This window comes from Paenibacillus sp. AN1007 (genome assembly GCF_040702995.1).
GTDB lineage: Bacteria > Bacillota > Bacilli > Paenibacillales > Paenibacillaceae > Paenibacillus.
The window spans coordinates 5,688,008-5,710,242 of the sequence record NZ_CP159992.1 but is presented as its reverse complement, the minus strand read 5'-3'; the positions used below and the strand labels follow the sequence as shown (position 1 = coordinate 5,710,242).

The window sequence follows — 22,235 nt, the reverse complement described above, 5'->3', positions numbered from 1 at the left end:
GTATGATGTACAACCTATGATCTCCCGGTCATCGGATCACTCCCCAGCTGTCTGTTCTAGGCTGCTGTGGCAGCTGCATCTGAACGGATGCCTCATGTTGCTTGTAACTGCTGCATAGCGGGAATTGCGGCAGAGGGCAGACCTGGGGACATAGGTTGTTTTTTCGGTTATCGGTATGGAGTAGGTTATAATAGGTGAATCGTTCATTTTAGTAAAAGTTTCGAGTTCGGGACTGACAAGAAGCCCGATATTCTATATTGCAGGTTTATTAGGAGGGGTACGAAGTGCTTGATGTTAAAATATTGCGGAATGAATATGCACGAGTAGAAGAAGCATTGAATAACCGCGGCAAATCGCTCGATCTGATTGCTGGATTTACCGAGTTGGATGCCAAGCGCCGGGAGCTGCTTCAGGAGAGTGAAAATCTGAAGAGCCGCCGCAACACGGTGTCCGCAGAGGTAGCCCGGTTGAAGAAGAATCGCGAGAACGCAGATGATCTTATTGTTGAAATGCGTGAGGTATCAGATCGCATCAAAGCGATGGATGAAGAAGTACGTGAGCTTGAGGTTAAAATTAATGATCTAACGATGGCGATTCCTAACATCCCTAATGAGAGTGTACCTGTAGGTACATCCGAAGAGGACAACGTTGAGATTCGTCGCTGGGAAGAACCCAAATCATTCTCCTTCACGCCAAAAGCACACTGGGAGATTGCACAGGAGCTGGATATCCTGGATTTCGAAGCGGCAGCCAAAGTAACCGGTTCCCGTTTTACCTTTTACAAAGGGCTTGGAGCGCGTCTGGAGCGTGCACTGATCAACTTCATGATGGACCTGCATAGTGATCAGCACGGATATGAAGAGATTTTGCCTCCATATATTGTGAATCGGGACAGCTTGTTTGGAACAGGACAGCTGCCGAAGTTTGAAGAGGATTTGTTCAAACTTAGAGATACCGAGTACTATCTGATTCCAACAGCAGAAGTTCCGGTAACGAACTATCACCGTGAAGAGATTTTGAATGTAGATGATCTGCCAAAACATTTTGTGGCTTACAGCTCATGTTTCCGTTCTGAAGCTGGCTCGGCTGGACGGGATACTCGCGGCTTGATTCGTCAGCATCAGTTCAACAAGGTAGAGCTGCTTAAATTGTCTACACCGGAGACATCATATGATGAGCTGGAGAAAATGACACAGAATGCAGAGCGCGTACTACAGCTGCTGGGACTGCCTTACCGCGTGTTGACGCTCTGTACAGCAGATATGGGCTTCACTTCTGCCAAAACGTACGATATCGAGGTATGGCTCCCAGAAAGCAGCACATATCGCGAGATTTCATCCTGCTCCAACTGTGAAGACTTCCAGGCACGTCGCGCCAATATTCGTTTCCGCAGAGAGCCTAAGGCAAAACCTGAATTCGTGCACACGCTGAACGGTTCAGGACTGGCTGTAGGACGTACGGTAGCAGCTATTCTGGAGAACTATCAGCAGGAAGATGGCACGGTAATTATTCCGGAAGCGCTGCGTCCTTACATGGGCGGGATTGAACTCATCGCTCGTCGGGGATAACAGCAGTGATCGTATAGTATGCTGAGATCATCATTTGAATCCGTCTGTCATTGTCAGGAGATAGGCGGAACAAATGATGTATTAAGGTGATGGTAGAAAGAGGAATCATCCCTCATAAAAAAATAAAGTAAAAAAGCTTGCATACGTTTATGAATCTATGGTATGATAATTTTCGTGGCAAGTTTATAAAATGAATATTTGGAGAGGTACCGAAGCGGTCATAACGGGGCGGTCTTGAAAACCGTTAGGGTGCAAGCCCACGTGGGTTCGAATCCCACCCTCTCCGCCATACTACACTTATAATAAGGATTCGAGCGACTTAGCTCGGGTCCTTTTTTGATTTCTTTTACAGCAAAAGAGTGAAGACTCGGCTGCATAAAAACGGCTTCATCTCCGCAGGTTATAGAAGTGGAGGTGGTTAAAATGAACCGCGAGTTAAACATCAATCAGAACGAACTTGTAGGCGCATGGCAGGATCGTTTACCCCAAGTCTTGAATGTGGGTGATCAGGCACAGGTCATGGCTGATGAGGCTGATGAACAGGCCCTTCGGATACACATTGCGACGGCAGGGCACGATATGTACTCCTTTGATTTTAAATGCCAATATGTGGACTCCCGTGAGGTGAGTGTTGAACTGGTAGACGTAGAACGGGACGGGCGGACGACAGATGAGCGTACAGAACCGATTCAGGAACTGGCGCATGACTACACCAGGCACATTCACGAATGTGCCCAGTCCCTGCAATCGATTACGAAACCTTGAATCAAGCTGAAGGAGTGGACTGGAATGACTAAAACTAAATCAGGTGTTGATAAAAACCTGCAAAATGTTATTGAAGATCTTGAACAGACTGGAGTTAACAGTCATCATGCGCAGCAAATACAGCAAGATTCCAATGATCGACGCCATCAGGATGCATTAAATCATGATAAAACAGAAGATAGAAACCCATCCCATTCCTAACCTAAGATGAGGAGGTGCATTTATGAGTAAACCGAAATCCATTCCTGTACCGGAAGCTCAGGATAATCGTCAGCATCGTCAATCTTCCAAGCATTCATCCATGCAGGAGCCACTGTCCGGTTCCAAAAAGGTGAAAAATCAAAACCATGTGGATCATTTGAATCCAGAAGGATAACCAGCCCATATTACTGCCTAATACAAGCAGCAAACCATACCGAACGAAATCTTTTTGAAAGTCCCTTGTTACCTAACAGGGGGCTTTTGCGTATTCATACATATGAAAGACTAGCAGTCAGATGATCCGGAGCTCTGACATAGGTCTTTCTAGCCATTTTAAAGAGAAAAAATCACAATTTTCCCAAATGAGGTTTCAGTATTTTCCGATATGGTATATCATTGGTATTGAATTATTTTTTTGGGGTTATCACGAGAGGAGAGAAACAAATGACTAAACGCATGGGGGCGCTTCTTCTTACGTTGTTGTTAACCGTATCTTTGGCTTTAACAGCATGTGGAAGCAAGCAGGAACCAAAAGAGGCATTGAAGACGGTCTGCAGCCAATGCTTCCAAATTAACGTCGTATGAACTGAATTCCAACTTTACTATTAATGAATTGAGCTATAAACCTGGTGATGCTTCTCAGACTGATCCAAGCATGACGCAGTTTATGAGCATGCTGAAGGATGCACAGCTGAATGTTACGGGTGTATATCAAAGTGAGCCAATGCAGACAGAGATGACCGTTGGTATCGAGCTTAAAGGCGATATGGGCATGACGTTCAATATTCCTATGGTGATGACCAAAGAGAAGTTGTATGTCAAAGTACCGAATATTCCATTCCTGCCGATTCCAGAGAATATCGTTAATAAATTTATTGAATTTGATCTGAAAAAGCTGGCAGAGCAGGAAGGTACCGAGTTCAATCCTGATGCAATGGATGCTGCCAAAACACAAAAGCTGAGCAACGAAATTATGGATGCTGTGCTGGGTGAGTACGATCAACAGAAGTTTTTCAAAAACCTGGATACCAAAGATGCAAAGCTGCCTGAAGGTGTAGATGCTAAGCAGGTAGTACAATTCTCAGTAAACAATGACAATGTGAAAGAAGCTGTTACTGTTCTGGTAACCAAAGCGCTGCCTAAAGTAATGGATATTGTCTCCAAAGAAGAATATCGGGATATGCTGCAGCTGAGCCAAGCAGACATCGATAAAGCTAAAGAAGATTTGAAAATCACTGAAGCAGATCAGGCTGAAATGGCTAAAGATCTGGATAAGTTGAAAAATGTACTGACAATTAACACGTTTAACATCGACTTTGCTTTGGACAAAAATGACTTCCCGGTATATCAAAAAATGGTCGCTGACATGCTGATCAAACCGGAAGATACAAAAGATGAAGTGAAATTGGCATTTACCGGTTCTAACACGTATACCAAAATTAATGAAAAGCCAGCATTCAAGATCAATATCCCAACTGGCGATGATGTAATTACAATGGAAGAGTTCGAGAAAATGATGAATTCTTCCTACGGTGGATATTAAGATCTGAAACCCAGTGAAACCGTCTGTTATTCAAGCGGAGGAGGAACTTCTCCCGTCTGGATACAGGCGGTTTTTTCTATTAAAAAACCGCACAGTCCTTTTTACAAGACAGTGCGGTTACGGGTATGTAGAAAACTAACAGCCAAAGCCTATACCAGCTAGCGCTGCAGTTCATTCTCCAAATCCTCCGCAAGCACAGCGTAGATTTGATGATCTTGATAGATGCCGTTAATTTTCAGGTATTTACGAGCGATACCCTCCGGCCGGAATCCATTTTTCTCAAGTACCCGACGAGAGCCTTTATTCGAAGGAAGAACAGCTGCCTGTACCCGATTCAACCTCAGGGCACGAAAGCCGTATGCCACAGCCAGTTTAACTGCGGCCGTCATACGCCCGCCTCCTTGATAGTCAGGATGGATAAAATAACCCATATCTGCGTAGTTGGCGACGCCGAGTACAACATTGTTCAGACTGACTTGCCCAATGAGCAGGTCATCTTTAATCGTGAAAATACCAAATTGATAACCTGTGCCTTCATCAGCGGCTCTAACTCGATCTTTGATTCGCTGAGTCTGTGCCTCGAAGGTATAAAAATCATCTTCCCGGACGGGTTCAACAGGCTGATATGGGATACGGGTAAGCTGAATGAGTTCAAGATAGGCTTGCGCATCCTGGACAGTAAGCAGACGAAGACTTATACCATGTGCAGTATCATATAGTGTTAGTGGCATTGCAGCAAACATCCTTTCTTCCATTGCTTTTTAATTACGTGTTGAGTGAATTACTTTTTTCGCAATCGTCTAAAAAATTGGGTGAGCATCGTAGAACACTCGGGTTGAAGAATATCCGGAATGACTTCGGTGCGATGGTTGAAACGCGGTTCCTGAAGCAGATTCATTAATGTGCCTGCACAGCCAGCCTTAGGGTCAGCCGTGCCAAAGATGACACGTGGGACCCTCGATTGCACTATGGCGCCAGCACACATCGGACAAGGTTCGAGCGTAACGTACAGAGAACAGTCCAGCAAACGCCAAGCTCCAATGACTCCGCTGGCTTCACGAATGGCCACCATTTCAGCGTGAGCAGTAGAATCCAGTGTGGTTTCCCGCAGGTTATACCCACGGCCGATAATTTCGTTGTTACGCACAATGACAGCGCCAATGGGCACCTCACCAAGTGCCTCTGCCTTCTGTGCTTCTGCAATAGCCTGCCTCATCCAATGTTCATGCAGAGCCTCCTCGTTCATTTCATTGAGATCTTCTGGCTGGGAAATATAATCATTCATGGGTGTGAAACTCCTTCCATTCGTGTTTGTTCAGCGAACAGATATTCGGGTTGTTAACATGTTGTGTATAGAACTGTGGATAAAAAGGCATTTGCACACATAGTTATAAACATAATATCCACAAGCCTGTGGATATGTGCACAAACAGAGTGATTAATTTTATAGCATATGTTGAAAATCAAAAATACAACAAAATTCGATTCATTTCAGCTTGGGCGGTAACTTTTGGACAAAGGGCGATAATCCTTTTCAAATAGTGATACAAGCGTTATGATGGGTATAGGTTTTGCCATATATCGCCAGAGGGTATAAGCCGAGAGGTGAACAAAAAATTTGTCTATTAAAACGAAATTATCCATGATTATGTCGTGCTCGGTGCTCGTTATTTTGGTATTAAATATCGCACTGAGTTATTATACTACAGAAGAGAATCTCAGGCAGGATAGCGAGAACAAGATGGTGCTTACGGCGAAGCAAATTGCTATCTCTGTCGAACAAAATCAATATAGTTCAGATTATGTCAAAAGGCAGATTGGAAGCAATCTATGGCTTGCTTCCATTATGGCGGCTGAGGAATTGGATCCAGACATCCGCAATATTACCAATGAAGAGCTTGTGCGTTTAAGTAAAAAAGTAGGTGTATCTCATATTTCACTCATGGAGCAGACCGATGATGATATCGTTGTCAGCCGTTCATCTGATCCAAGAGAGATTGGTCTGTCTACGAAATCAATGACATATTGGTATCAGGCATTCAAGCAGTTATTTGAGAAGCAGCAGGTGACAATTCCCCAAGGACAGAAACTGGATCACTTCTGGTCTGACGGATTTGAATATTCAACGTCCAGTCCTACAGATATTGATATCTGGGGGTATTATCATGATGGAAAGAGAAACTACATAATCAATCCCTTCTATAATAATACTGAAGTTGATGACTATGTGAAAATCTCGAGCCCGGATGAAATATTAACGAAAATCCGTGAAGTCAATCCTTCCATACTGGAGATTACAGGCATCAATCCGTTAACTTTTGGTAACCCGGATATGCGTGACGACGGAAGAGATATAAATTTTAGTAAGCTGAACAACAGACCGATCCGATTCGGTACGTATCAGTACGGTTCGGTGGATGAAGATCATCGTGCTGTAGTGCGTGCAGTCCGCACAGGGCAGAATGTGTCTTTTGTGAGCGAAACACATGATCAGAAAGTTTTGAAGAGCTTCATTCCGATTTTCACACCTAATGAGTCTTCTTACGTGATCAGTATTGTCATGGACTACAAACAAATATCCTCAATGGTATCCGAGCAGTTAGTCAGCCATGCTTCAATATCCCTAGTGCTGCTGGAGATAGTGATCTTCGGAAGTTACCTGCTCGCTGGTTACATTACACGGCCAATCCAGTCTATTTTGGGCAAAGTGAATGATGTGGCAGATGGGCATTTTGATTTCCGTTTGAAAATTAAACGCAAGGATGAACTGGGGCAGCTCGCTAACCGGATTAATGCAATGATCCGCAATCTGGGGCACTATACAAGCCGGCTGAAACAGATGTATGAAGAAAATCGGGCGGTTAAGGAGCATTTGGAGTCCATCATTAATCAAACTGCAGATGCGATTCATATAACAGATCTTGAAGGAAAAGTGCTGCGGGTTAACCGCGCATTTGAGCAGCTGTATGGGTTTCGCAGTCGAGAGGTGGAAGGGCGTTTACTGAAGATTATTCCGCCTGAGGCAGAAGAAGAAATGAAACGGCAGCATGCACAGCTCATTGAAGGGATGTCGATTACGTCCAATGAAACGATCTGGATGAAAAAAGATGGGACCCGGGTAGAAGTCAGTGTAAGCACGGCGCCTGTGCGGGACGAGGCTGGTGAGATTACAGCGCTGATCAGTGTATCCAGGGACATTACAAGCCGGAATCGGATGGAAGAGCTGTTAAGACGGTCAGAGAAGCTGACGACAGTAGGCCAGCTTGCTGCTGGCGTAGCTCATGAAATACGCAATCCGCTTACGACACTGCGTGGTTTCCTGCAGCTTCAGCAGCAGAGCAATAAGCTGAACCACCGTCATCTGGATCTGATGTTATCCGAGCTTGATCGGATTAACCTGATTGTCGGTGAGTTTTTGATTCTGGCAAAGCCTCAGGCGGTTCATTTCCAGGAGCGGGACATCCGGTTCATTCTTGGAGATGTCATCTCACTCCTGGATAGTCAGGCCCATCTGCACGGGGTGGAGTTTGTGCTGCAAGCCTCATCAGAGTCGGCTATGGTACACTGTGAAGAGAATCAGTTGAAGCAGGTGTTTATCAATGTGCTGAAGAATGGTATGGAAGCTATGCCAAACGGAGGAAGCATCCATATCAAACTGAAGGTTGATGAATCAGCCAAACGGGTTAGAATTGAAATTAGGGATGAAGGTATCGGTATTCCTGAAGAAATGATGTCGAAGCTTGGGGAGCCGTTCTTCACCAATAAAGAGTCCGGCACAGGACTGGGTCTCATGGTAAGTCAGCGAATTATTCAATCTCATAAGGGCATGATGGATATTAAGAGCGTGATGAACAGGGGAACGACGGTTATTATTGAACTGCCGGCTTCTGAACTGCAGAGACAGTTACAGGAGGCAGATCAACCAGCGCAGGAACAACAACCAGATGAAGAGAACTAGATGAGGTGAGATGACCTTTTGCGTATTAATAAATTTATTAGTGAGACAGGTTACTGCTCCCGTCGAGCGGCCGACAAGCTGATTGAAAGCGGTCAGGTAACCATTAATGGTATCAAGGCAGAGCTTGGCAGTCAGGCAGAAGATGGCGATGATGTACGGATTAATGGCAAGCCGATCAGCGAGAAGAAAAAACATGTGTATATTGCGCTGAACAAACCCGTTGGTATCACCAGTACAACTGAGCAGCATATTCAGGGAAACATCGTTGATTTTGTAGGTCACCATGAGCGAATCTTCCCGATTGGACGTCTGGATAAGGATTCGGAAGGTTTGATTTTGATGACGAATGATGGTGACATCGTTAATCGCATTTTGAGATCAGAAGGCCGCCATGAAAAGGAATATATCGTTACGGTAGATCGGACGATTACACCGAGCTTCCTCAGAGGGATGAGTACGGGTGTCAAGATTCTGGGCGAAATGACACTGCCCTGCACAGTTACCAGAATGACAGATCGTGTCTTTCGAATTATTTTGACTGAGGGAAAAAATCGTCAAATTCGTCGGATGTGCAGTGCATTTGGATACGAAGTTCGCAAGTTAAAGCGGGTTCGTATTATGAACATTCACCTTGGAGAACAGGCGACAGGATCCTGGAGAGAACTAACAGCCGCAGAAAAGGCAGAGCTCGGCAGCTTGCTGGATTATACACTTGAATAAAGAATCCAGAGTAATTGAAGTGGCCCTCTAGTAAAACGAGTTAAATTGAGATGATCTTTTCCATGTAAGTTTGATGAATCGAGCACTGTCTCCATAAGGAAGACAGTGCTTTTTGTTGTGGGTACGTGACGTATCGTGTTCTTAAAAAAAGTGAAAAAGACCGTTCTCCTTAACTTCAAAGAGAACGGTCTTGACGTACATGCTGCTGAGGGCTGCTAGGTGCCGCTGCCAACAGACTTTACATTGGTATTGTTACTTTGATACTTCCGGATAATGGATACTTCTACACGTCGATTCTGTGCTCTTCCAGAGCCGGTATTATTACTGGCGACAGGGTGGTACTCTCCATATCCACTTGGTGTGAATTTCGAAGGGTCCAGTTGGGTGTTCAGCAGCAGAATCTTCAGGAAATTCAGTGCTCGATCTGCACTCAAATCCCAGTTATCCTTATATTGGTTATTGGAAATGGGCACATTATCTGTATGACCTGATACCACAACTTCGTATTCAGGAAACTCCTGCAGCATGCTGGAGATCGCTTTAGCGAGTGAACGCGACTCAGGCTTCACATCTGCTCGTCCGGAGGAGAACAGGGCTTTATCACTAATAGTGATTTTGAGTTCAGACTGATTGAGCTTCGTATTCAGTTGGTCTGAAAGTCCATTTTGAGCAATATACTTGTCGAGCTGTTTCTTCAGTTTCTCCAGATTCTCCTGTTCCTTCTGAGCCATCTGGGCATCTGTAATCTGTGCTGGTGTTTTCTTCGTAATTTCCTTCGGAATTTCCTTGTTCTTGCCAAGATCAGTGCTGGAGTCCGTCGGGTTCATTGATGTATGATCCAGAATACCGGTACCTCCGTTAAGTGCGCTGCTTAGTGCTGAAGCCATCTGCTCAAATTTGGCTGCATCGAGTGAGCTCATGGAGAACAGGGTGATAAACAAAGCGAGCAGCAAGGTCATTAAATCAGAATACGGAAGCAGCCAGCTTTCGTCTATATGTTCTTCATGCGGTTCATGTTTTTTACCCTTTTTCACCTGATGATCCCTCCTTCTCTTCCAGTTGTTTGCGTTCGGAAGGTGTCAGGAATACAGATAACTTTTGGTTGATGGCAATGGTGGATACACCTGATTGGATCGACAACAATCCTTCAACCATCATCAGCTTGATCTCCATCTCTTTCTTGGACATCCGCTTCAGCTTGTTAGACATCGGGTGCCATAACACGTAACCACTAAAGATACCGAGAAGTGTAGCGATAAATGCAGCCGCAATGGCATGAGAGAGCTTCTCCATGTCACTGAGGTCGGCTAGTGCCGCGATGAGACCAACTACGGCCCCGAGAACTCCGAGTGTTGGTGCATACATCCCCGCCTGAGCGAAGATCAACGCGCCGCCTCGATGTCGTTCTTCGGTTGCATGAATATCTTCCATCAGTACATCACTGACGAACTCTTGGTCATTACCGTCAATAATCATACGCATGCCACCACGAAGAAATTGATCATCGATCTCTTCTACTTTGGATTCCAGTGCGAGCAAACCTTCACGACGGGTAGTGGAAGCCCAGTCCATAAATGTGCCAATCAGAGAAACGCGGTCAATCAGCTGCTGCTTTTTGAAAAGGATACCGAATAGTTTCGGAATCTTTTTAACTTCAGACATCGGAAACGCCATAAAAATCGTCCCTGCTGTACCAACAAAGATAATAACGTATGCTGCCGGGTTATTAACCAGGTTGATTAGGGGCGCACCCTTCAGGAACATACCGAGTACAAGGGAGACCAATCCCAAAACTAGTCCAATAATCGTTGAAATTTCCATCATACACCTCATCCATGAGATAAAATTGAATCCTTTCAAGCGGCTGAATTCGGGCTTCCGGACGAACGCTTCGCCGCAATCCGCTGCATGTTCGGCAGCCCTCAAGGGCACCGGAACGACTGAAACGGTCATGTATAGTATTTATCGACCAGAGGGCCTTTTTTTTTAAGGGTTATTTTCAGGTATAATAAGATCAAATCCGCCCTTTATGGGGTGAGTAGGAGTGAAAAGTCAATGGGCGTAAAGCATGGACGTGATTATGAAGGAATATTGACAGATTTAACAGCGGCGATCGGACGTATCCCGGATCGCTATGTTTTCTTCGAAATGGATGAGGAAGAGTGGAGCAGATTGGGAGAACCGGAACAGCTTGAGGTAGACGAGGCGCTTGCAGAAGACTTGTTCTATGCGCTTGGGGAGGAATCCGTAATTCCGGTTGGCAGTGGGGTTGTTATCCATGATAAGGAACAGCACCGAATTCATATTTTAATTGGAGAAGAAGAGTTGACGTTTGTACCCTTAATTTAAAAAATATGAATCGTTGACAATACCTTATGCTTCAATGCTTTGGCTGTCTATTCTATGGATTTTGGCGCTTTGACGTGGTAAGATGATACTCATGAAAAAAGGCTTCCGCAGGGCGGTGGCCTGCCTTTAAGGCTGTGTGGGCAGCATGCAAAGGTGTCGATGGTCATGTGGATGAAGATCCGCGATGTCTCATCATATGGGGAGGAAGATAACGCATGGTTTTTACGCAAGAGGAAGTCGAAGCTCATCTGGGAAGGCTTGAGGGCTGGGAACTGGAAGAGGGACGGTGGATTGTCCGCAAATTTGTGTTTTCTAACTATATGAAAGGGATTGCCTTTGTAGACGAAGTCGCAGCGATTTCGGAGGCATTCAATCATCACCCTTTTATTACTATTGATTATACAACGGTTACGCTGCGTCTTACATCTTGGGATGAGGGCGGCATTACGTCAGTAGACATTAAAGAAGCAGAGCAGTACAACGAAGCCTTTGAAAAAATGAGAACAGAATAATCTCAGGATATACTGGTAACGAACAGCAAAAGAGGCTCTTGCCTCCCGGCCGGGAGAACGAGAGCCTCTTTGATGTCTTCGTGTCTTAACGGCAATGCTTACTTTTTCTCTGCCAACCACATAGCGATGTGAGCAATTTCCTCATCCTGCAGTCTGCCTTTGAAAGAAGGCATGCCGCCTTTACCTTTGACAATGGTAGAGTAGATTTTCTCCACATCATCCTTGCTACCGATGTTGGCAAGTGCAGGACCTACCCCACCTTGAAGCTGATCACCGTGACAAGAGATGCAGTTCGCTTTCACCAGCGTCTCAGCCTGTCCGGCATCCATAGCTACTTCAGGCATGGACGGTTTGGCTTCTTGAGCCGCTTCCTCTTTACCTGGAAGCGTAAACATTAAAACAATAGCTAAAGCACATGCTGCAAAAAATACCCCGCTCATGATCCATTTGTGCATCCCTTGTGTCCCCTCCAGAATGAAAGATCATCTAACCCAAACTATCCCTATCATTATAACGGAAGCTGTCGTTACATCATAGCATTTTGTGGTAATTTTTTGAACTAATCACAAAAGAGAGACAAAATGAGACCATTTTATCTGCAATTTACTCTCTCGGACCCTCGTAGACCATGCAGTGGAAGGGCATCAGGCCGGTCGGGGTTTGACGTTCATATGTATCCTGGATGACAAATCCGCATTTCAGATATACCTGAATGGCGCGATTGTTCCAGGTAAGTACTTCAAGATCGATCTCGTTAGAAGGATTACGGCGAATGGCTTCTTGAACGATAGCTGTAACAAAGGCTTTTCCCTGTCCTTGACCGCACTTCTCCGGACGCATTCCGAGGCCAATCCGTGTCACACCCTGAAGCGGAAAATATTGAGCAAACCCATAGACCTGATCCTGTTGATCCAGGATAATCGCATACTGCTCATGACGCAGCCGTGCATCTCCAAATTCGACTTCCAGTGCTTTCATCTGATCCCAAGGCAGCCAGCTGTAAATATTGTATGGCGGATCATACTGCCAGCTGCATATAAGTGCTGCGTGTTCTTCCTGCATCGGTACAACACGAAACGTCAAAGGGGCTTCATTCTTCATATAACAGTGTGTGCTCCTCTCTTCCGTTACCCGTTCTTTGTTCACTCTACAAAAGAGCTGTTCATTTGGCAAGTTTTCAATTTTCAGAAAAAAAATGAAACAAAAGTCCGGCTCATTCCGTTTATATTATAACGGGATGGGTAAAAACATCATAAGGGCACGGACAAACGAAGTAAAATGAACCCTGATGGTTCGCATACATGTAATGATGGATGTGAGCAGCAGCTGCAGGGGGATAGAAGTACAAAAAAACCGCCGGATACATTCCTGCGGAGAATGTACCGGGCGGTTCTGTTTATGCTTCTACTTCGTTACAGTATAGTTAATGGTTCCAACATCATGTTGATTACAGCTTGTCCCTACTCAAGGGCCAGTGACTCATAAGTGTCCGTGCTCATAATCCGTTTAGCGCCAATGTAGCGGTTAGCCCAGTAGTTCTCGCTAAGAGAGCTGATGGTTACACCTTTGGAAGAAGAAGAGTGCGCAAACTTGCCATCTCCTACGAAAATACCTACATGAGATACGCCCTTACCTGTTGTGTTGAAGAATACCAGATCGCCAGGTCTCATCTCCATGCGGGATACGGAATCACCCATGTCATATTGAGAGCTGGATTGGCGAGCCAAATCAATACCTAGTTTGTCGAATACATACCGTGTGAAACCGGAGCAGTCAAAACCGTCAAGCGTTGTGCCTCCGCTTTTGTATGTAGTTCCCATTGCTGAATCGATGACTTTATCCATCTTAGAATCTGCAAATGCGCTGCCTGCACCAAGTGATAATGCAAATGTGAGGCTAAGTACTGCTGCGGTCAATTTCTTCTTAAACAAGTGATATACCCCTTCCAATGCCTGCGAGGTTAGCTTAAGGATTCGGTTGAAGGTCCCCTATGATCCCTCTGTATCAAGATCAATTCACCCATAACTGGTTCCCCCGCTTCCCAGGTGCAAGGAATTTGGCTCTGCTAGTTGTGCACCTGTAAAAAAACGAAAAGAAAATTTAATTTTAAAGTTTAGATTTAAAGTTGTTACAAATAAGGATTTAAAGATTACAAAGTTGTTACTAAAAACTCACTGCGATTATTGTACCAGAGGAGTGGTGCTTTGGCAACGTTTAGCAGTAAAATTAGCAAAAAAAACCTCGACCTTTGACGGGGGAAGGTCGAGGTTTGCGTATTTACACATCACAATGGATGAATTGTTTAACATGAGATGGTAACAATTTTTAAATGATCTAGTCAGTATTAGGGGACGATGTGGACTGCCATAAGCGGAAATGGGCACATACTTTCCACATGCTGAGCAGGCTTCTGGCAAGCGGATATGTCTGCTGTAGAATCAGTCCGGTAAGTCCGGTCAAGAACCATGAGGCAGATGTGAATACACCAAAGATGAATAAGTGCACCATTCCGAGTATCAGGATGATGCCAATGACTGTGAAGATGCGGGTTAAAGCAATCCAGAGCCCTTTGAGCATTCCGTGAAGACTTCCTTCTTCTCCCGGAGCAGAGATACCGAACTGCATATAGAGCATCATATGGTGCACAATCCATCCGTAGATGATCCATCCTGCAGCATATGGGATGCCGGGCAGCAGTAGATGAATAGAATGGAAACTGTCCATGAAGATTGAATACAGTTTAGGTATGAGCCAGTAAGCGGGAAGCAGCATAAGTATTGTGCGAATGAGGTGCAGCAGCAACATCGATTTCCACAATTTCTGGATGCCGCGAATGAACGGAATACGTTCTTCTGCGGCATTGAAATGCTGCAGGGAATAGAGCAGGCCTGCCTGAATAAGAGGGCTGACCAGCAGGCGAAGCAGCAGCATCCCTCCCAGAATCCAGAGATAGCGCTGGACCTCAGGGCCGGACAGACGCAGCTGGCTCTCCATTTTGAACAAAAGCGTGCTCAGCTCTCCAGCATCCTCGGTCGGATAACGAAGCAGGAGAGGAACAACTGCCGACTGAACCAACCGGTAGATAAAATAGCCCCATACAAGCTGATAGAGAAATAAAATTGCAGCAATGAACATATGCTGACGGACGAGAAACCAGCCTTCGCGAATTTTTGCTTTCACCGTCTCCACCTCACCATGACAGACCTCCGAATACAGCTTCAATTAGTTTCGCAGCACTCATATTCCAGCGGGACTGGACTTGCTCGTCCAGTTTAGTTCTCAGGAAATTGTTCATATGGCGGTTCTCCAGCACGATGTCATATAAGGGATCGGTCATCGCCCAGGAGACGGGAGAGGTATACGTGAGTTTATAGGTAATGCGATCCTCCTTGCCGTCCCATTGCTTGGTTACGGTATGTCCATCCTCAAAAGCGATCCGAACAGGAACCTTCGGAAAGTCACTTCCTTTTTTGACAACTGTAATTGAGGATTCGTACAAGGTTTCCCCATCCTTTTCCGCAGGAATAACCTTGATCCTCTCCACGGCAAAGTCAGCCATGCCGTCGTTGTAAACGTATTGGTCAAAGTAATCAGCCCAAGAGGCCCGGGTAACTTGTTCGACTACCTTTTGAAAATCGGCCGTTGCCGGATGTTTGAAGCGATATTTCTTAACATAGGTTGAAAGGATGCGTTCCATTTGTTTGGCTCCGACCTGCTGCTCGATGCCAAGCAGTACGAGCTTCCCCCGGGTATATACGTTGGATGCATACTGCTGCTGTGAGTCAAACTTCCAGGAGGGCTGTGTTAATGGAGCGGGAGATGTGATCAGCCCGGATTGTACAGGCAGGTTCGGGATTAGCCCGTATTCCTGTTCCATCAGTTTGTCTTCTGCGTATGAGGTGAATCCCTCATCCAGCCAGGCCTCCTCAAATTCATTGCTCGCAACCATGCCGTAGAAGTATTGATGCCCGATTTCATGCACCACCGTTCGCTCCAGATCGTAACCTGGGGTTGTATCATCGGCTCCGAAGGCCGTAATTAAGGTTGGATACTCCATTCCCCCAGCGCCATTTGCCGCTTTAGGCGGGACTACAATAGATAAGGTGGCATATGGATAAGGTCCGAACCACTTGCTGTAATTGGATAATGCGGCTTTGGCGGCAAAGAGATAACGTTCCTTCAGATCCTGGTGTGCCGGGTCGAGATAAAGCTTGATGCGCACACCCGGCACGTTAGGAGCTGAGAAGGGCTCCTCTGCATATACAAAATCAGGTGAGGCTGCCCAAGCGAAATCATGTACATCATCGGCATAGAACTGGTACACCTTCTCCCCATTTTTCAGAACAGCCTGTTGGGTTGGGAATCCGGTTGCGGCTACTTTGTATGTTTCGGGTACCCGAATACGAACACTATAGATGCCAAAGTCGGAATAGAACTCGGAATTGCCATGATACTGATGCAGGTTCCAGCCTTCTGCTGTACGGCCTCTTCTTCCTGCAGGTTCGTAGGCGCTGAGTTTAGGGAACCACTGACCTGCCATAACAAAATCATTGGTTTTGCCCATCCGGGCGAAAATTTTCGGCAGCTCCACTTCGAACATTGTGCGGATTGTAATGCTTTCCCCGCCTTTTACGGGTTTCGGCAGCCGCACTTTAATCAGTGTTTTATCTTTGATGTTCCCGTCATCCGGCTGTACATACTGCATCCGGTGCAGCAGAGAAAGCCCGTCCTCTGTCTGCATATCAACAAACTTCATGGAGCCATAGCCATCTACCGGCATGACATCGCCCCGAAGCTTACCGCCGGATTCCTTCATAAATGTGCTATCTGCAGAGGAGAATGCATTAGGGTACATATGAAAATAAAGCTCGTTCACTGTTTTCTTCCCCGGATGGATCCAGGTGATCGCCTGTGTGCCCTGCAGTGTGTTCCCCTCGGTCAGCTTTACATCCATGTGGTATTCCACTACCCGATTGCTGTACACCTCGGCTGTAGGAGACTGCACGCTCTCCGGGGGGGCAGGGGTTGGAGCTTTAAGGTGGGGCTTGCCCGATTCCGGAGCGAGTATGGGCAGTTCAGATGAAGTGGAACGATTGTAACCGAGCATGATCCATATCCCTCCGGCAAGCAAACACAGGGCCAGGGATGCGGTGAGCCAGCTCTTGGCGCGTCGTGGAATCATCGATAAATACCTCCCGTTGACAAGCATCTACAGCATGTATATGTTTGCAATGGGCCGATTATTAGTTAAAATATTTGTATCAACTCTTGGAGGCTATAAACATGGACCAAAATGAGCAAAACGGCAAGAAACAGATTGCCTTGAATATCGTGAGTGCCAAAAGTAAACACAAAGGCTTCGGCGCAGGTTCTATTGATCTGAACAACCTTTCTCCGGTCATCATTGACCAGGGTGAAGCCAAGATTGACGTCGGTGCAATGCACGCAAAGAGTAAGGTGGAGCGCGGCATCAAATTTTCGACGAATCGAGAAGATGTTCCCAACGGACGTCAAGTGTGGCTGGTGTGGGTAGCTGTGGATCGTACGGAGCAAGGGCAGCTGTACGGTGGAGCGACGGCGTGTGAGATGTGGATCGATACAGAGGCCAAACGCGGCTGGAAGCTTCTCGCGGATCACGTGAACCGGATGGATTATGCATTGAAACGTCGGTTTATGCTGGATGAACTGGGAGCGGAAGAGAAAGCAGCGCTGAAGACACTTCTGATCTCTCATAATGAAGAGTGGTGGAATGCTTCACCGGATGAGTTGAAAGAAGCACTCGCTTAAGGTGCAAAAAAAGAACAGGCCCCGGATCAGAACTTCTGATCTCGGGGCTTGTTTTGCTTGCTGTAACTATGCTTGCTGTTATTCAGTCCAGTCCTATTCATCTGGCTGTATATTTATGAAATGTTCTATTACCGCGATTGGAAACTGCAGGCTGAGAAGTCCATGACGCAATCAAGTCATTGCGGAATTGCGTCACTCTACCCACCAGCGTTTGAAGTCACTCCACCAGGAATGTTTTTGTTCCTGTATTCCTTTCTGATTTTCAACCTTACGTGCCTTTTCGTCCTGTGTGGAATCTGGTAGTTCCATTTTACCCCGACATACCTCTGTAGGTTCCGTACCCTCAATAAACACTTCCAGCCGCTTTTCCTCACAGCCGTTACCTGCAAGCTTGCCGGTTTCCGGGTTGATATAGACACTGACGACCTGATCAGGAACGTTGAAAATTTTGGGCGGTACGCTTGCCAAAGCCTGTTCCGTAAATTGGGCGAAGATTGGGGCCGCACGACGGCCATCCGACGTGGAGATTGCTTTTCCTTGATCATAACCAACCCACACGGCGGTGGAAAGCTCCGGGGTAAATCCGACAAGCCAGGCATCCGTGTTTGTTGTTCCTGTTTTGCCTGCTACCGGGCGTTTAATCGCAGCAGATACCCGATTGCCTGTTCCCCCGTGCTCAAAGACACTTTCCATTAGACGGGTTAATACATAAGCTGCTGCCGGTTCAACCACGGTTTCTGCTTTGGTCTGAGGTGACTCATACAGTACACGCCCTGCAGCATCCGTGATCTGCAGGATGGCAATCGGCGGCGTTCGCTGCCCCCGGCTGCAATAACGGAGAAAGCGGAAGCCATCTCCAAGGGACTGACAGGTGAAGTGCCCAGCGCAAGAGAAGGGACAGGGCTCAGCTTGCTTGTGATACCAAGACTTTGAGCCATACTCACAACCTTCTCAGGACCGACTTTCATAATGGTATTTACGGCGTAGATGTTATCCGATGCCGCAATGGCCTGCCGCAGATCAATCTCGCCCAGATACTTATCACCAAAATTACCGGGTTTGTAGGTTTTGCGGTCATTATCATAATGAAACAGAGTAGGCTGACTATTGAAAATAGATGCACTGGTGAGCTGCTTCGACTCCAGGGCAGCGAGATACATAATCGGTTTAAATGCAGATCCTGGTTGACGTGTCGTTGCCAGCACGTGGTTAATCTGATTGGTACGGTAATTCTTGCCGCCAACCATCGCTTTAATGTATCCGGTGCGAGGGTCGATGGATACGAGAGCCGTCTCCAGCTCGCTTTTTGCATCCATCCCCTTGGCGACAGCCTGTTCAGCCGCCTGCTGCACACGTAAATCCAGTGTGGTGTAAATGTTCAGTCCTCCGTGGTCCAGCATCGCTTCACTGATGCCCAGCTCCCTCACTGCAAGGTTGCGGATATAATCGCGGAAATAAGGGGCATTTTCCACCGTCTTGCGCTCACTCTCCGGTTTGAACTTCAGCATCTCCTCATAGGCATTGTCAGCTTGTTTTTGGGTAATCTTACCCGTTTCGATCATGGCTTTCAGTACAATCTTCTGCCGGTCCTTGGCATTCTTCATATGATTGTAGGGTGAATAATAAGTTGGACCCTTCGGTATGCCTGCCAGCATGGCGCTTTCTGCCAGATCCAACTGTTTGGCCGATTTGCCAAAATACATCTGGGCCGCCGCTTCGATGCCGTAAGCACCGTGACCGTAATAAATCTCATTCAGGTACATCTGCAAAATCTCATCTTTGCTGTATTTCATCTCAAGCTGCGCGGTGTACATTGCTTCCTTGGCTTTACGTGTCCAGGTTTTCTCATGGGATAGGTAGAGGTTTCGTGCCAGCTGCTGCGTTAATGTACTTGCTCCCTGAGACATTCGCATGTGCTGAATATTGACAAGAACTGCCCGCCCCATACCCTGGATGTCAAAGCCGAAATGCTGCCTAAATTTGCGATCCTCTACAGCCAGCGTTGCATTCACCAGATCTGGAGTAATATCCTGCAGTTGAACGGGAATCGAATCTTTGCCGCCAGCAGAGAAGGTAGCGATGACTTCACCCTGACTATCCAGTAGTCTGGAATTGCGATCCGAGTCAGCGAGGGGCAGACTGGTTGCGTATAGATATACCAAAATAGCAGCCGTGGCAATTAGGCCGAGTGCCATAAGGATGGATAGATGTTTAAAGAATTGGAGTACGCGGAACCCGCGTTTGCGGGTCTTGGAATTAGGCTTGTTCATGGGACGGGCTCCTCTCTTTTCTTTCCAGTATGGGACGGGAACAACCGGGATATTCAGTCTTGCTGTGAAGTGAGCAAATTATAGTTAATTTCGACCTGAAAACCGTTTTACAGTTGAAACATCTATCGCGTATAATGCAAAAGGGTAATGAAAAGGTAGGGTTCGGTACAACATACTAAAGCGTGTGTGGACGAACAGACCAGTGATTATGCATTTTAAAGTGATCACTCATTACTTTTACGGAAAGAAGGTAGCGATCATGGAATTGTGGTTTACGGAGAAGCAGACCCCTGTATTCGGGATTACCGCAAAGATCAAGCAGACTTACGTCACGGAGCAAACGGATTTCCAGGATCTCGCAATAATTGAAACCGAAGAATTCGGCAATATGCTTGTACTGGATGGCATGGTGATGACAACGGTAAAGGACGAGTTTGTATATCATGAGATGGCGGCACATCCGGCCATGAACACTCACCCTAATCCGAAAAAAGTGCTGGTGGTTGGCGGTGGTGACGGCGGTGTAATCCGTGAAGTCATCAAACATGATGCTGTGGAAAAGGCAGTTCTCGTCGAAATTGACGGTAAAGTGATTGAATATTCAAAAACATACTTACCTGAAATTGCCGGCAAACTCGATGAGCCGAACGTTGAAGTGCTCGTTAACGATGGTTACATGCATATTATTGAACATAAAGATGAGTACGACGTCATCATCGTCGACTCGACAGAACCTGTAGGCCCGGCAGCGCCACTCTTTGAACGCGGTTTCTATCAGGGGATTTATGAATCACTCAAAGAAGATGGTATCTTCGTTGCGCAGACGGACAACCCTTGGTTTAAGGCAGACCTGATCCAAAAGGTGAACAAAGATGTCAAAGAAATCTTCCCGATCGTACATGTGTACGGCTGTAATATTCCAACCTACCCAAGCGGTCTGTGGACATTCACCATGGGCAGCAAAAAACACGATCCGCTGGCGGTGGATGAGACTCAAATCCCGGAGATGGATACGAAGTATTACTCTCCGCGTCTGCACAAAGCGGCATTTGTACTTCCAAAATTCGTGGAAGATTTAACGAAATAAAGGGGAAATGAAAATGAAACTGGATCAAGCTTATTCAGGAAACGTATTTATTTGCAGCTCTGAAGATTATGAAAATTCCAAAGCGGTCATCTACGGCATGCCGATGGACTACACCGTCAGCTTCCGTCCGGGTTCCCGTTTCGGCCCGGCTCATATCCGTCAGGCATCGGTTGGACTTGAAGAGTACAGCCCGTATCTCGATAAAAGCATTGTGGATATGACCTATTTTGATGCTGGAGATCTGCTTCTGCCGTTCGGCAACGCGGGACGCAGCCTTGAGGTTATCCATGAATACATCGGCAGCCTGCTGGCAGATAACAAGTTCCCGATTGGTCTTGGTGGCGAGCATCTGGTGACTTGGCCGGTGATTCAACAGATGTACAAGAAATATCCGGATCTCATTTTGATCCACATTGATGCACACGCAGACCTTCGTGAACACTATGAAGGAGAGCCCCTGTCTCACTCGACACCTGTGCGTAAAGCCGCTGAACTGATGGGTGGTCAAAATATTTATCAATTCGGTATCCGTTCCGGCTCCCGTGAGGAGTTCCAGTACGGCCGCGAAAATATTAACTTCTACCCGTTTGAAGTAGCGGCTCCAATGAAAGAAGCTCTGCCAAAAATGGGCAGCCGTCCAGTCTATGTAACCATCGATATCGATGTGCTTGATCCTTCTGCTGCACCAGGAACCGGAACAGCAGAAGCTGGCGGAATTACATCCAAAGAACTGCTCGAAGCAGTTCACATGATCGCTGGATCAGATGTGAACGTTGTAGGCTGTGACTTGGTTGAAGTAGCGCCAATCTATGATCCGACACAGCAGACACAGATCGTAGCTGCCAAGTTGATTCGTGAAATGCTGCTTGGGTTTGTAAAGTAGGCGATCTTAACTTCTGTTTCGGGCTATGTTATACTGGACACATAAGAGTTTAGTAATATATTAATCAATATATTACAGTCGGAAAGTATAGGGTATGCGGGTTCGACCATATACTAAATAAAGAGCCATTACCGCGCCAACGGTAATGACTCTTAGGACCCGAAAGGCTGTGGATTGCCACGGCGTGCAAGAATTAAATACTGCTATTCAAGCAAAACCCACCGTAGGCGGCTAACCTTATGAGGTGGGTTTTCGCTTGTTCCGAAGCTTTTTGCGTAACCAACGATACAGCTTTCGTCCGCTCAGCACAATACTGAGGATTGCAGCAATCCATCGGATTACATCAAGCCACGCCACAAGTTTGACCATCGACGTCACCCCCTCTCGGAAAGCAGCGCCGTGATCCGAAAACATCCACACTCAATCATAAGTCCGTACCTTTAATTATAGCACATACGTTCCTGTCAATCTATCATGCAGCTCTTTCGATGAGGAGCATTTTAACATCGGCTTCATGTCTGTCCTTAAATATAGAAGGGGCTGGCTTGTGGTGACCAGCAGGAATACACCTGCGTCTCTATAGATTTATAAA

23 protein-coding genes, 1 tRNA gene, 1 pseudogene and 1 riboswitch are annotated in these 22,235 nt (G+C 46.4%); of the genes and pseudogenes, 14 read left to right on the top strand and 11 right to left on the bottom strand.

Annotated elements, in window-relative coordinates:
* Positions 1-284: 284 nt before the first annotated feature.
* The 7 genes from serS to ABXS70_RS25690 all read left to right on the top strand — a co-directional run bounded on the left by serS (position 285) and on the right by ABXS70_RS25690 (position 4,077).
* Positions 285-1,568 (top strand): serine--tRNA ligase, encoded by a 1,284-nt coding sequence (serS, locus tag ABXS70_RS25720; RefSeq protein WP_342553637.1) that lies wholly within the window; start codon positions 285-287, stop codon positions 1,566-1,568.
* 200 nt (positions 1,569-1,768) lie between these two features.
* A tRNA-Ser gene (locus ABXS70_RS25715) sits at positions 1,769-1,857 on the top strand.
* 134 nt (positions 1,858-1,991) lie between these two features.
* The gene (locus ABXS70_RS25710; protein WP_342553638.1) at positions 1,992-2,333 is read left to right on the top strand and encodes a hypothetical protein; all 342 of its coding nucleotides are present in this window, start codon (positions 1,992-1,994) and stop codon (positions 2,331-2,333) included.
* Positions 2,334-2,357: 24 nt separating this feature from the next.
* Positions 2,358-2,534, top strand: a complete 177-nt coding sequence (locus ABXS70_RS25705) for a hypothetical protein (RefSeq protein WP_342553639.1) — start codon at positions 2,358-2,360, stop codon at positions 2,532-2,534.
* Positions 2,535-2,556: 22 nt separating this feature from the next.
* The gene (locus ABXS70_RS25700; protein WP_342553640.1) at positions 2,557-2,709 is read left to right on the top strand and encodes a small acid-soluble spore protein P; all 153 of its coding nucleotides are present in this window, start codon (positions 2,557-2,559) and stop codon (positions 2,707-2,709) included.
* A 269-nt stretch (positions 2,710-2,978) separates the two neighbouring features.
* A complete protein-coding gene (locus ABXS70_RS25695; RefSeq protein WP_366291952.1) occupies positions 2,979-3,119 on the top strand; it encodes a hypothetical protein in 141 nt (46 codons plus the stop codon).
* A gap of 82 nt (positions 3,120-3,201) precedes the next feature.
* On the top strand, positions 3,202-4,077 hold the full coding sequence (locus ABXS70_RS25690; RefSeq protein ID WP_366291949.1) for a hypothetical protein: 876 nt from the start codon (positions 3,202-3,204) through the stop codon (positions 4,075-4,077).
* Between the two features lie 158 nt (positions 4,078-4,235).
* On the opposite strand, the gene ABXS70_RS25685 is transcribed toward ABXS70_RS25690, so the two are convergent.
* Both ABXS70_RS25685 and tadA read right to left on the bottom strand, forming a co-directional pair.
* Positions 4,236-4,808 (bottom strand): GNAT family protein, encoded by a 573-nt coding sequence (locus tag ABXS70_RS25685; protein ID WP_342553642.1) that lies wholly within the window; start codon positions 4,806-4,808, stop codon positions 4,236-4,238.
* A gap of 50 nt (positions 4,809-4,858) precedes the next feature.
* Complete coding sequence (gene tadA, locus ABXS70_RS25680; protein WP_342556188.1) at positions 4,859-5,323, bottom strand: tRNA adenosine(34) deaminase TadA; 465 nt, start codon at positions 5,321-5,323, stop codon at positions 4,859-4,861.
* 372 nt (positions 5,324-5,695) lie between these two features.
* Here tadA and ABXS70_RS25675 point away from each other — a divergent pair, with 372 nt between their 5' ends.
* Complete coding sequence (locus tag ABXS70_RS25675) at positions 5,696-8,035, top strand: ATP-binding protein (RefSeq protein ID WP_366291946.1); 2,340 nt, start codon at positions 5,696-5,698, stop codon at positions 8,033-8,035.
* 18 nt (positions 8,036-8,053) lie between these two features.
* Entirely contained in the window at positions 8,054-8,755 is a 702-nt protein-coding gene (locus tag ABXS70_RS25670; RefSeq protein ID WP_366291943.1) for a pseudouridine synthase, read from the top strand.
* A 215-nt stretch (positions 8,756-8,970) separates the two neighbouring features.
* Here ABXS70_RS25670 and motB read toward each other — a convergent pair whose 3' ends face one another.
* Entirely contained in the window at positions 8,971-9,789 is an 819-nt protein-coding gene (gene motB, locus ABXS70_RS25665; RefSeq protein WP_342553645.1) for a flagellar motor protein MotB, read from the bottom strand.
* Positions 9,776-10,576, bottom strand: coding sequence for a flagellar motor stator protein MotA (gene motA / locus ABXS70_RS25660; protein WP_342556189.1), 801 nt, complete (start codon positions 10,574-10,576; stop codon positions 9,776-9,778). The genes motB and motA overlap by 14 nt, the downstream gene beginning before the upstream one ends.
* Before the next feature lie 234 nt (positions 10,577-10,810).
* Between motA and ABXS70_RS25655 the strand changes: the two genes are divergently transcribed.
* Positions 10,811-11,104, top strand: coding sequence for a hypothetical protein (locus ABXS70_RS25655; protein WP_342553646.1), 294 nt, complete (start codon positions 10,811-10,813; stop codon positions 11,102-11,104).
* Positions 11,105-11,319: 215 nt separating this feature from the next.
* Positions 11,320-11,616, top strand: coding sequence for a 4a-hydroxytetrahydrobiopterin dehydratase (locus ABXS70_RS25650; protein ID WP_272040500.1), 297 nt, complete (start codon positions 11,320-11,322; stop codon positions 11,614-11,616).
* Between the two features lie 98 nt (positions 11,617-11,714).
* Here the strand turns inward: ABXS70_RS25650 and ABXS70_RS25645 are convergent, their stop codons facing one another.
* From ABXS70_RS25645 to ABXS70_RS25625, 5 genes are all read right to left on the bottom strand, one after another.
* Entirely contained in the window at positions 11,715-12,071 is a 357-nt protein-coding gene (locus ABXS70_RS25645) for a cytochrome c (protein ID WP_342553647.1), read from the bottom strand.
* A gap of 148 nt (positions 12,072-12,219) precedes the next feature.
* The gene (locus tag ABXS70_RS25640) at positions 12,220-12,717 is read right to left on the bottom strand and encodes a GNAT family protein (protein WP_342553648.1); all 498 of its coding nucleotides are present in this window, start codon (positions 12,715-12,717) and stop codon (positions 12,220-12,222) included.
* Positions 12,718-13,076: 359 nt separating this feature from the next.
* Positions 13,077-13,532, bottom strand: a complete 456-nt coding sequence (locus ABXS70_RS25635; RefSeq protein WP_342556190.1) for a C40 family peptidase — start codon at positions 13,530-13,532, stop codon at positions 13,077-13,079.
* Between the two features lie 18 nt (positions 13,533-13,550).
* Positions 13,551-13,688, bottom strand: a riboswitch (cyclic di-AMP (ydaO/yuaA leader).
* A 262-nt stretch (positions 13,689-13,950) separates the two neighbouring features.
* A complete protein-coding gene (locus ABXS70_RS25630; RefSeq protein WP_366291936.1) occupies positions 13,951-14,796 on the bottom strand; it encodes a hypothetical protein in 846 nt (281 codons plus the stop codon).
* Between the two features lie 10 nt (positions 14,797-14,806).
* Positions 14,807-16,798 carry a M1 family metallopeptidase gene (locus tag ABXS70_RS25625; RefSeq protein ID WP_366291933.1) on the bottom strand — a complete coding sequence of 664 codons (1,992 nt, stop codon included), beginning with the start codon at positions 16,796-16,798 and terminating at the stop codon, positions 14,807-14,809.
* 101 nt (positions 16,799-16,899) lie between these two features.
* On the opposite strand from ABXS70_RS25625, the gene ABXS70_RS25620 reads away from it, so the two are divergent.
* Positions 16,900-17,403, top strand: coding sequence for a YwhD family protein (locus tag ABXS70_RS25620; protein WP_342553651.1), 504 nt, complete (start codon positions 16,900-16,902; stop codon positions 17,401-17,403).
* A gap of 192 nt (positions 17,404-17,595) precedes the next feature.
* Here the strand turns inward: ABXS70_RS25620 and ABXS70_RS25615 are convergent.
* Positions 17,596-19,673, bottom strand: a pseudogene (locus ABXS70_RS25615) (PBP1A family penicillin-binding protein).
* A gap of 259 nt (positions 19,674-19,932) precedes the next feature.
* Between ABXS70_RS25615 and speE the strand changes: the two are divergent.
* Together speE and speB are read left to right on the top strand one after the other, a co-directional pair.
* The gene (speE, locus tag ABXS70_RS25610) at positions 19,933-20,760 is read left to right on the top strand and encodes a polyamine aminopropyltransferase (protein ID WP_366291930.1); all 828 of its coding nucleotides are present in this window, start codon (positions 19,933-19,935) and stop codon (positions 20,758-20,760) included.
* Between the two features lie 13 nt (positions 20,761-20,773).
* The gene (gene speB, locus ABXS70_RS25605) at positions 20,774-21,643 is read left to right on the top strand and encodes an agmatinase (protein ID WP_342553654.1); all 870 of its coding nucleotides are present in this window, start codon (positions 20,774-20,776) and stop codon (positions 21,641-21,643) included.
* A gap of 237 nt (positions 21,644-21,880) precedes the next feature.
* Here speB and ABXS70_RS25600 read toward each other — a convergent pair whose 3' ends face one another.
* Positions 21,881-22,012 (bottom strand): hypothetical protein, encoded by a 132-nt coding sequence (locus tag ABXS70_RS25600; protein ID WP_275670057.1) that lies wholly within the window; start codon positions 22,010-22,012, stop codon positions 21,881-21,883.
* Between the last annotated feature and the right edge of the window lie 223 nt (positions 22,013-22,235).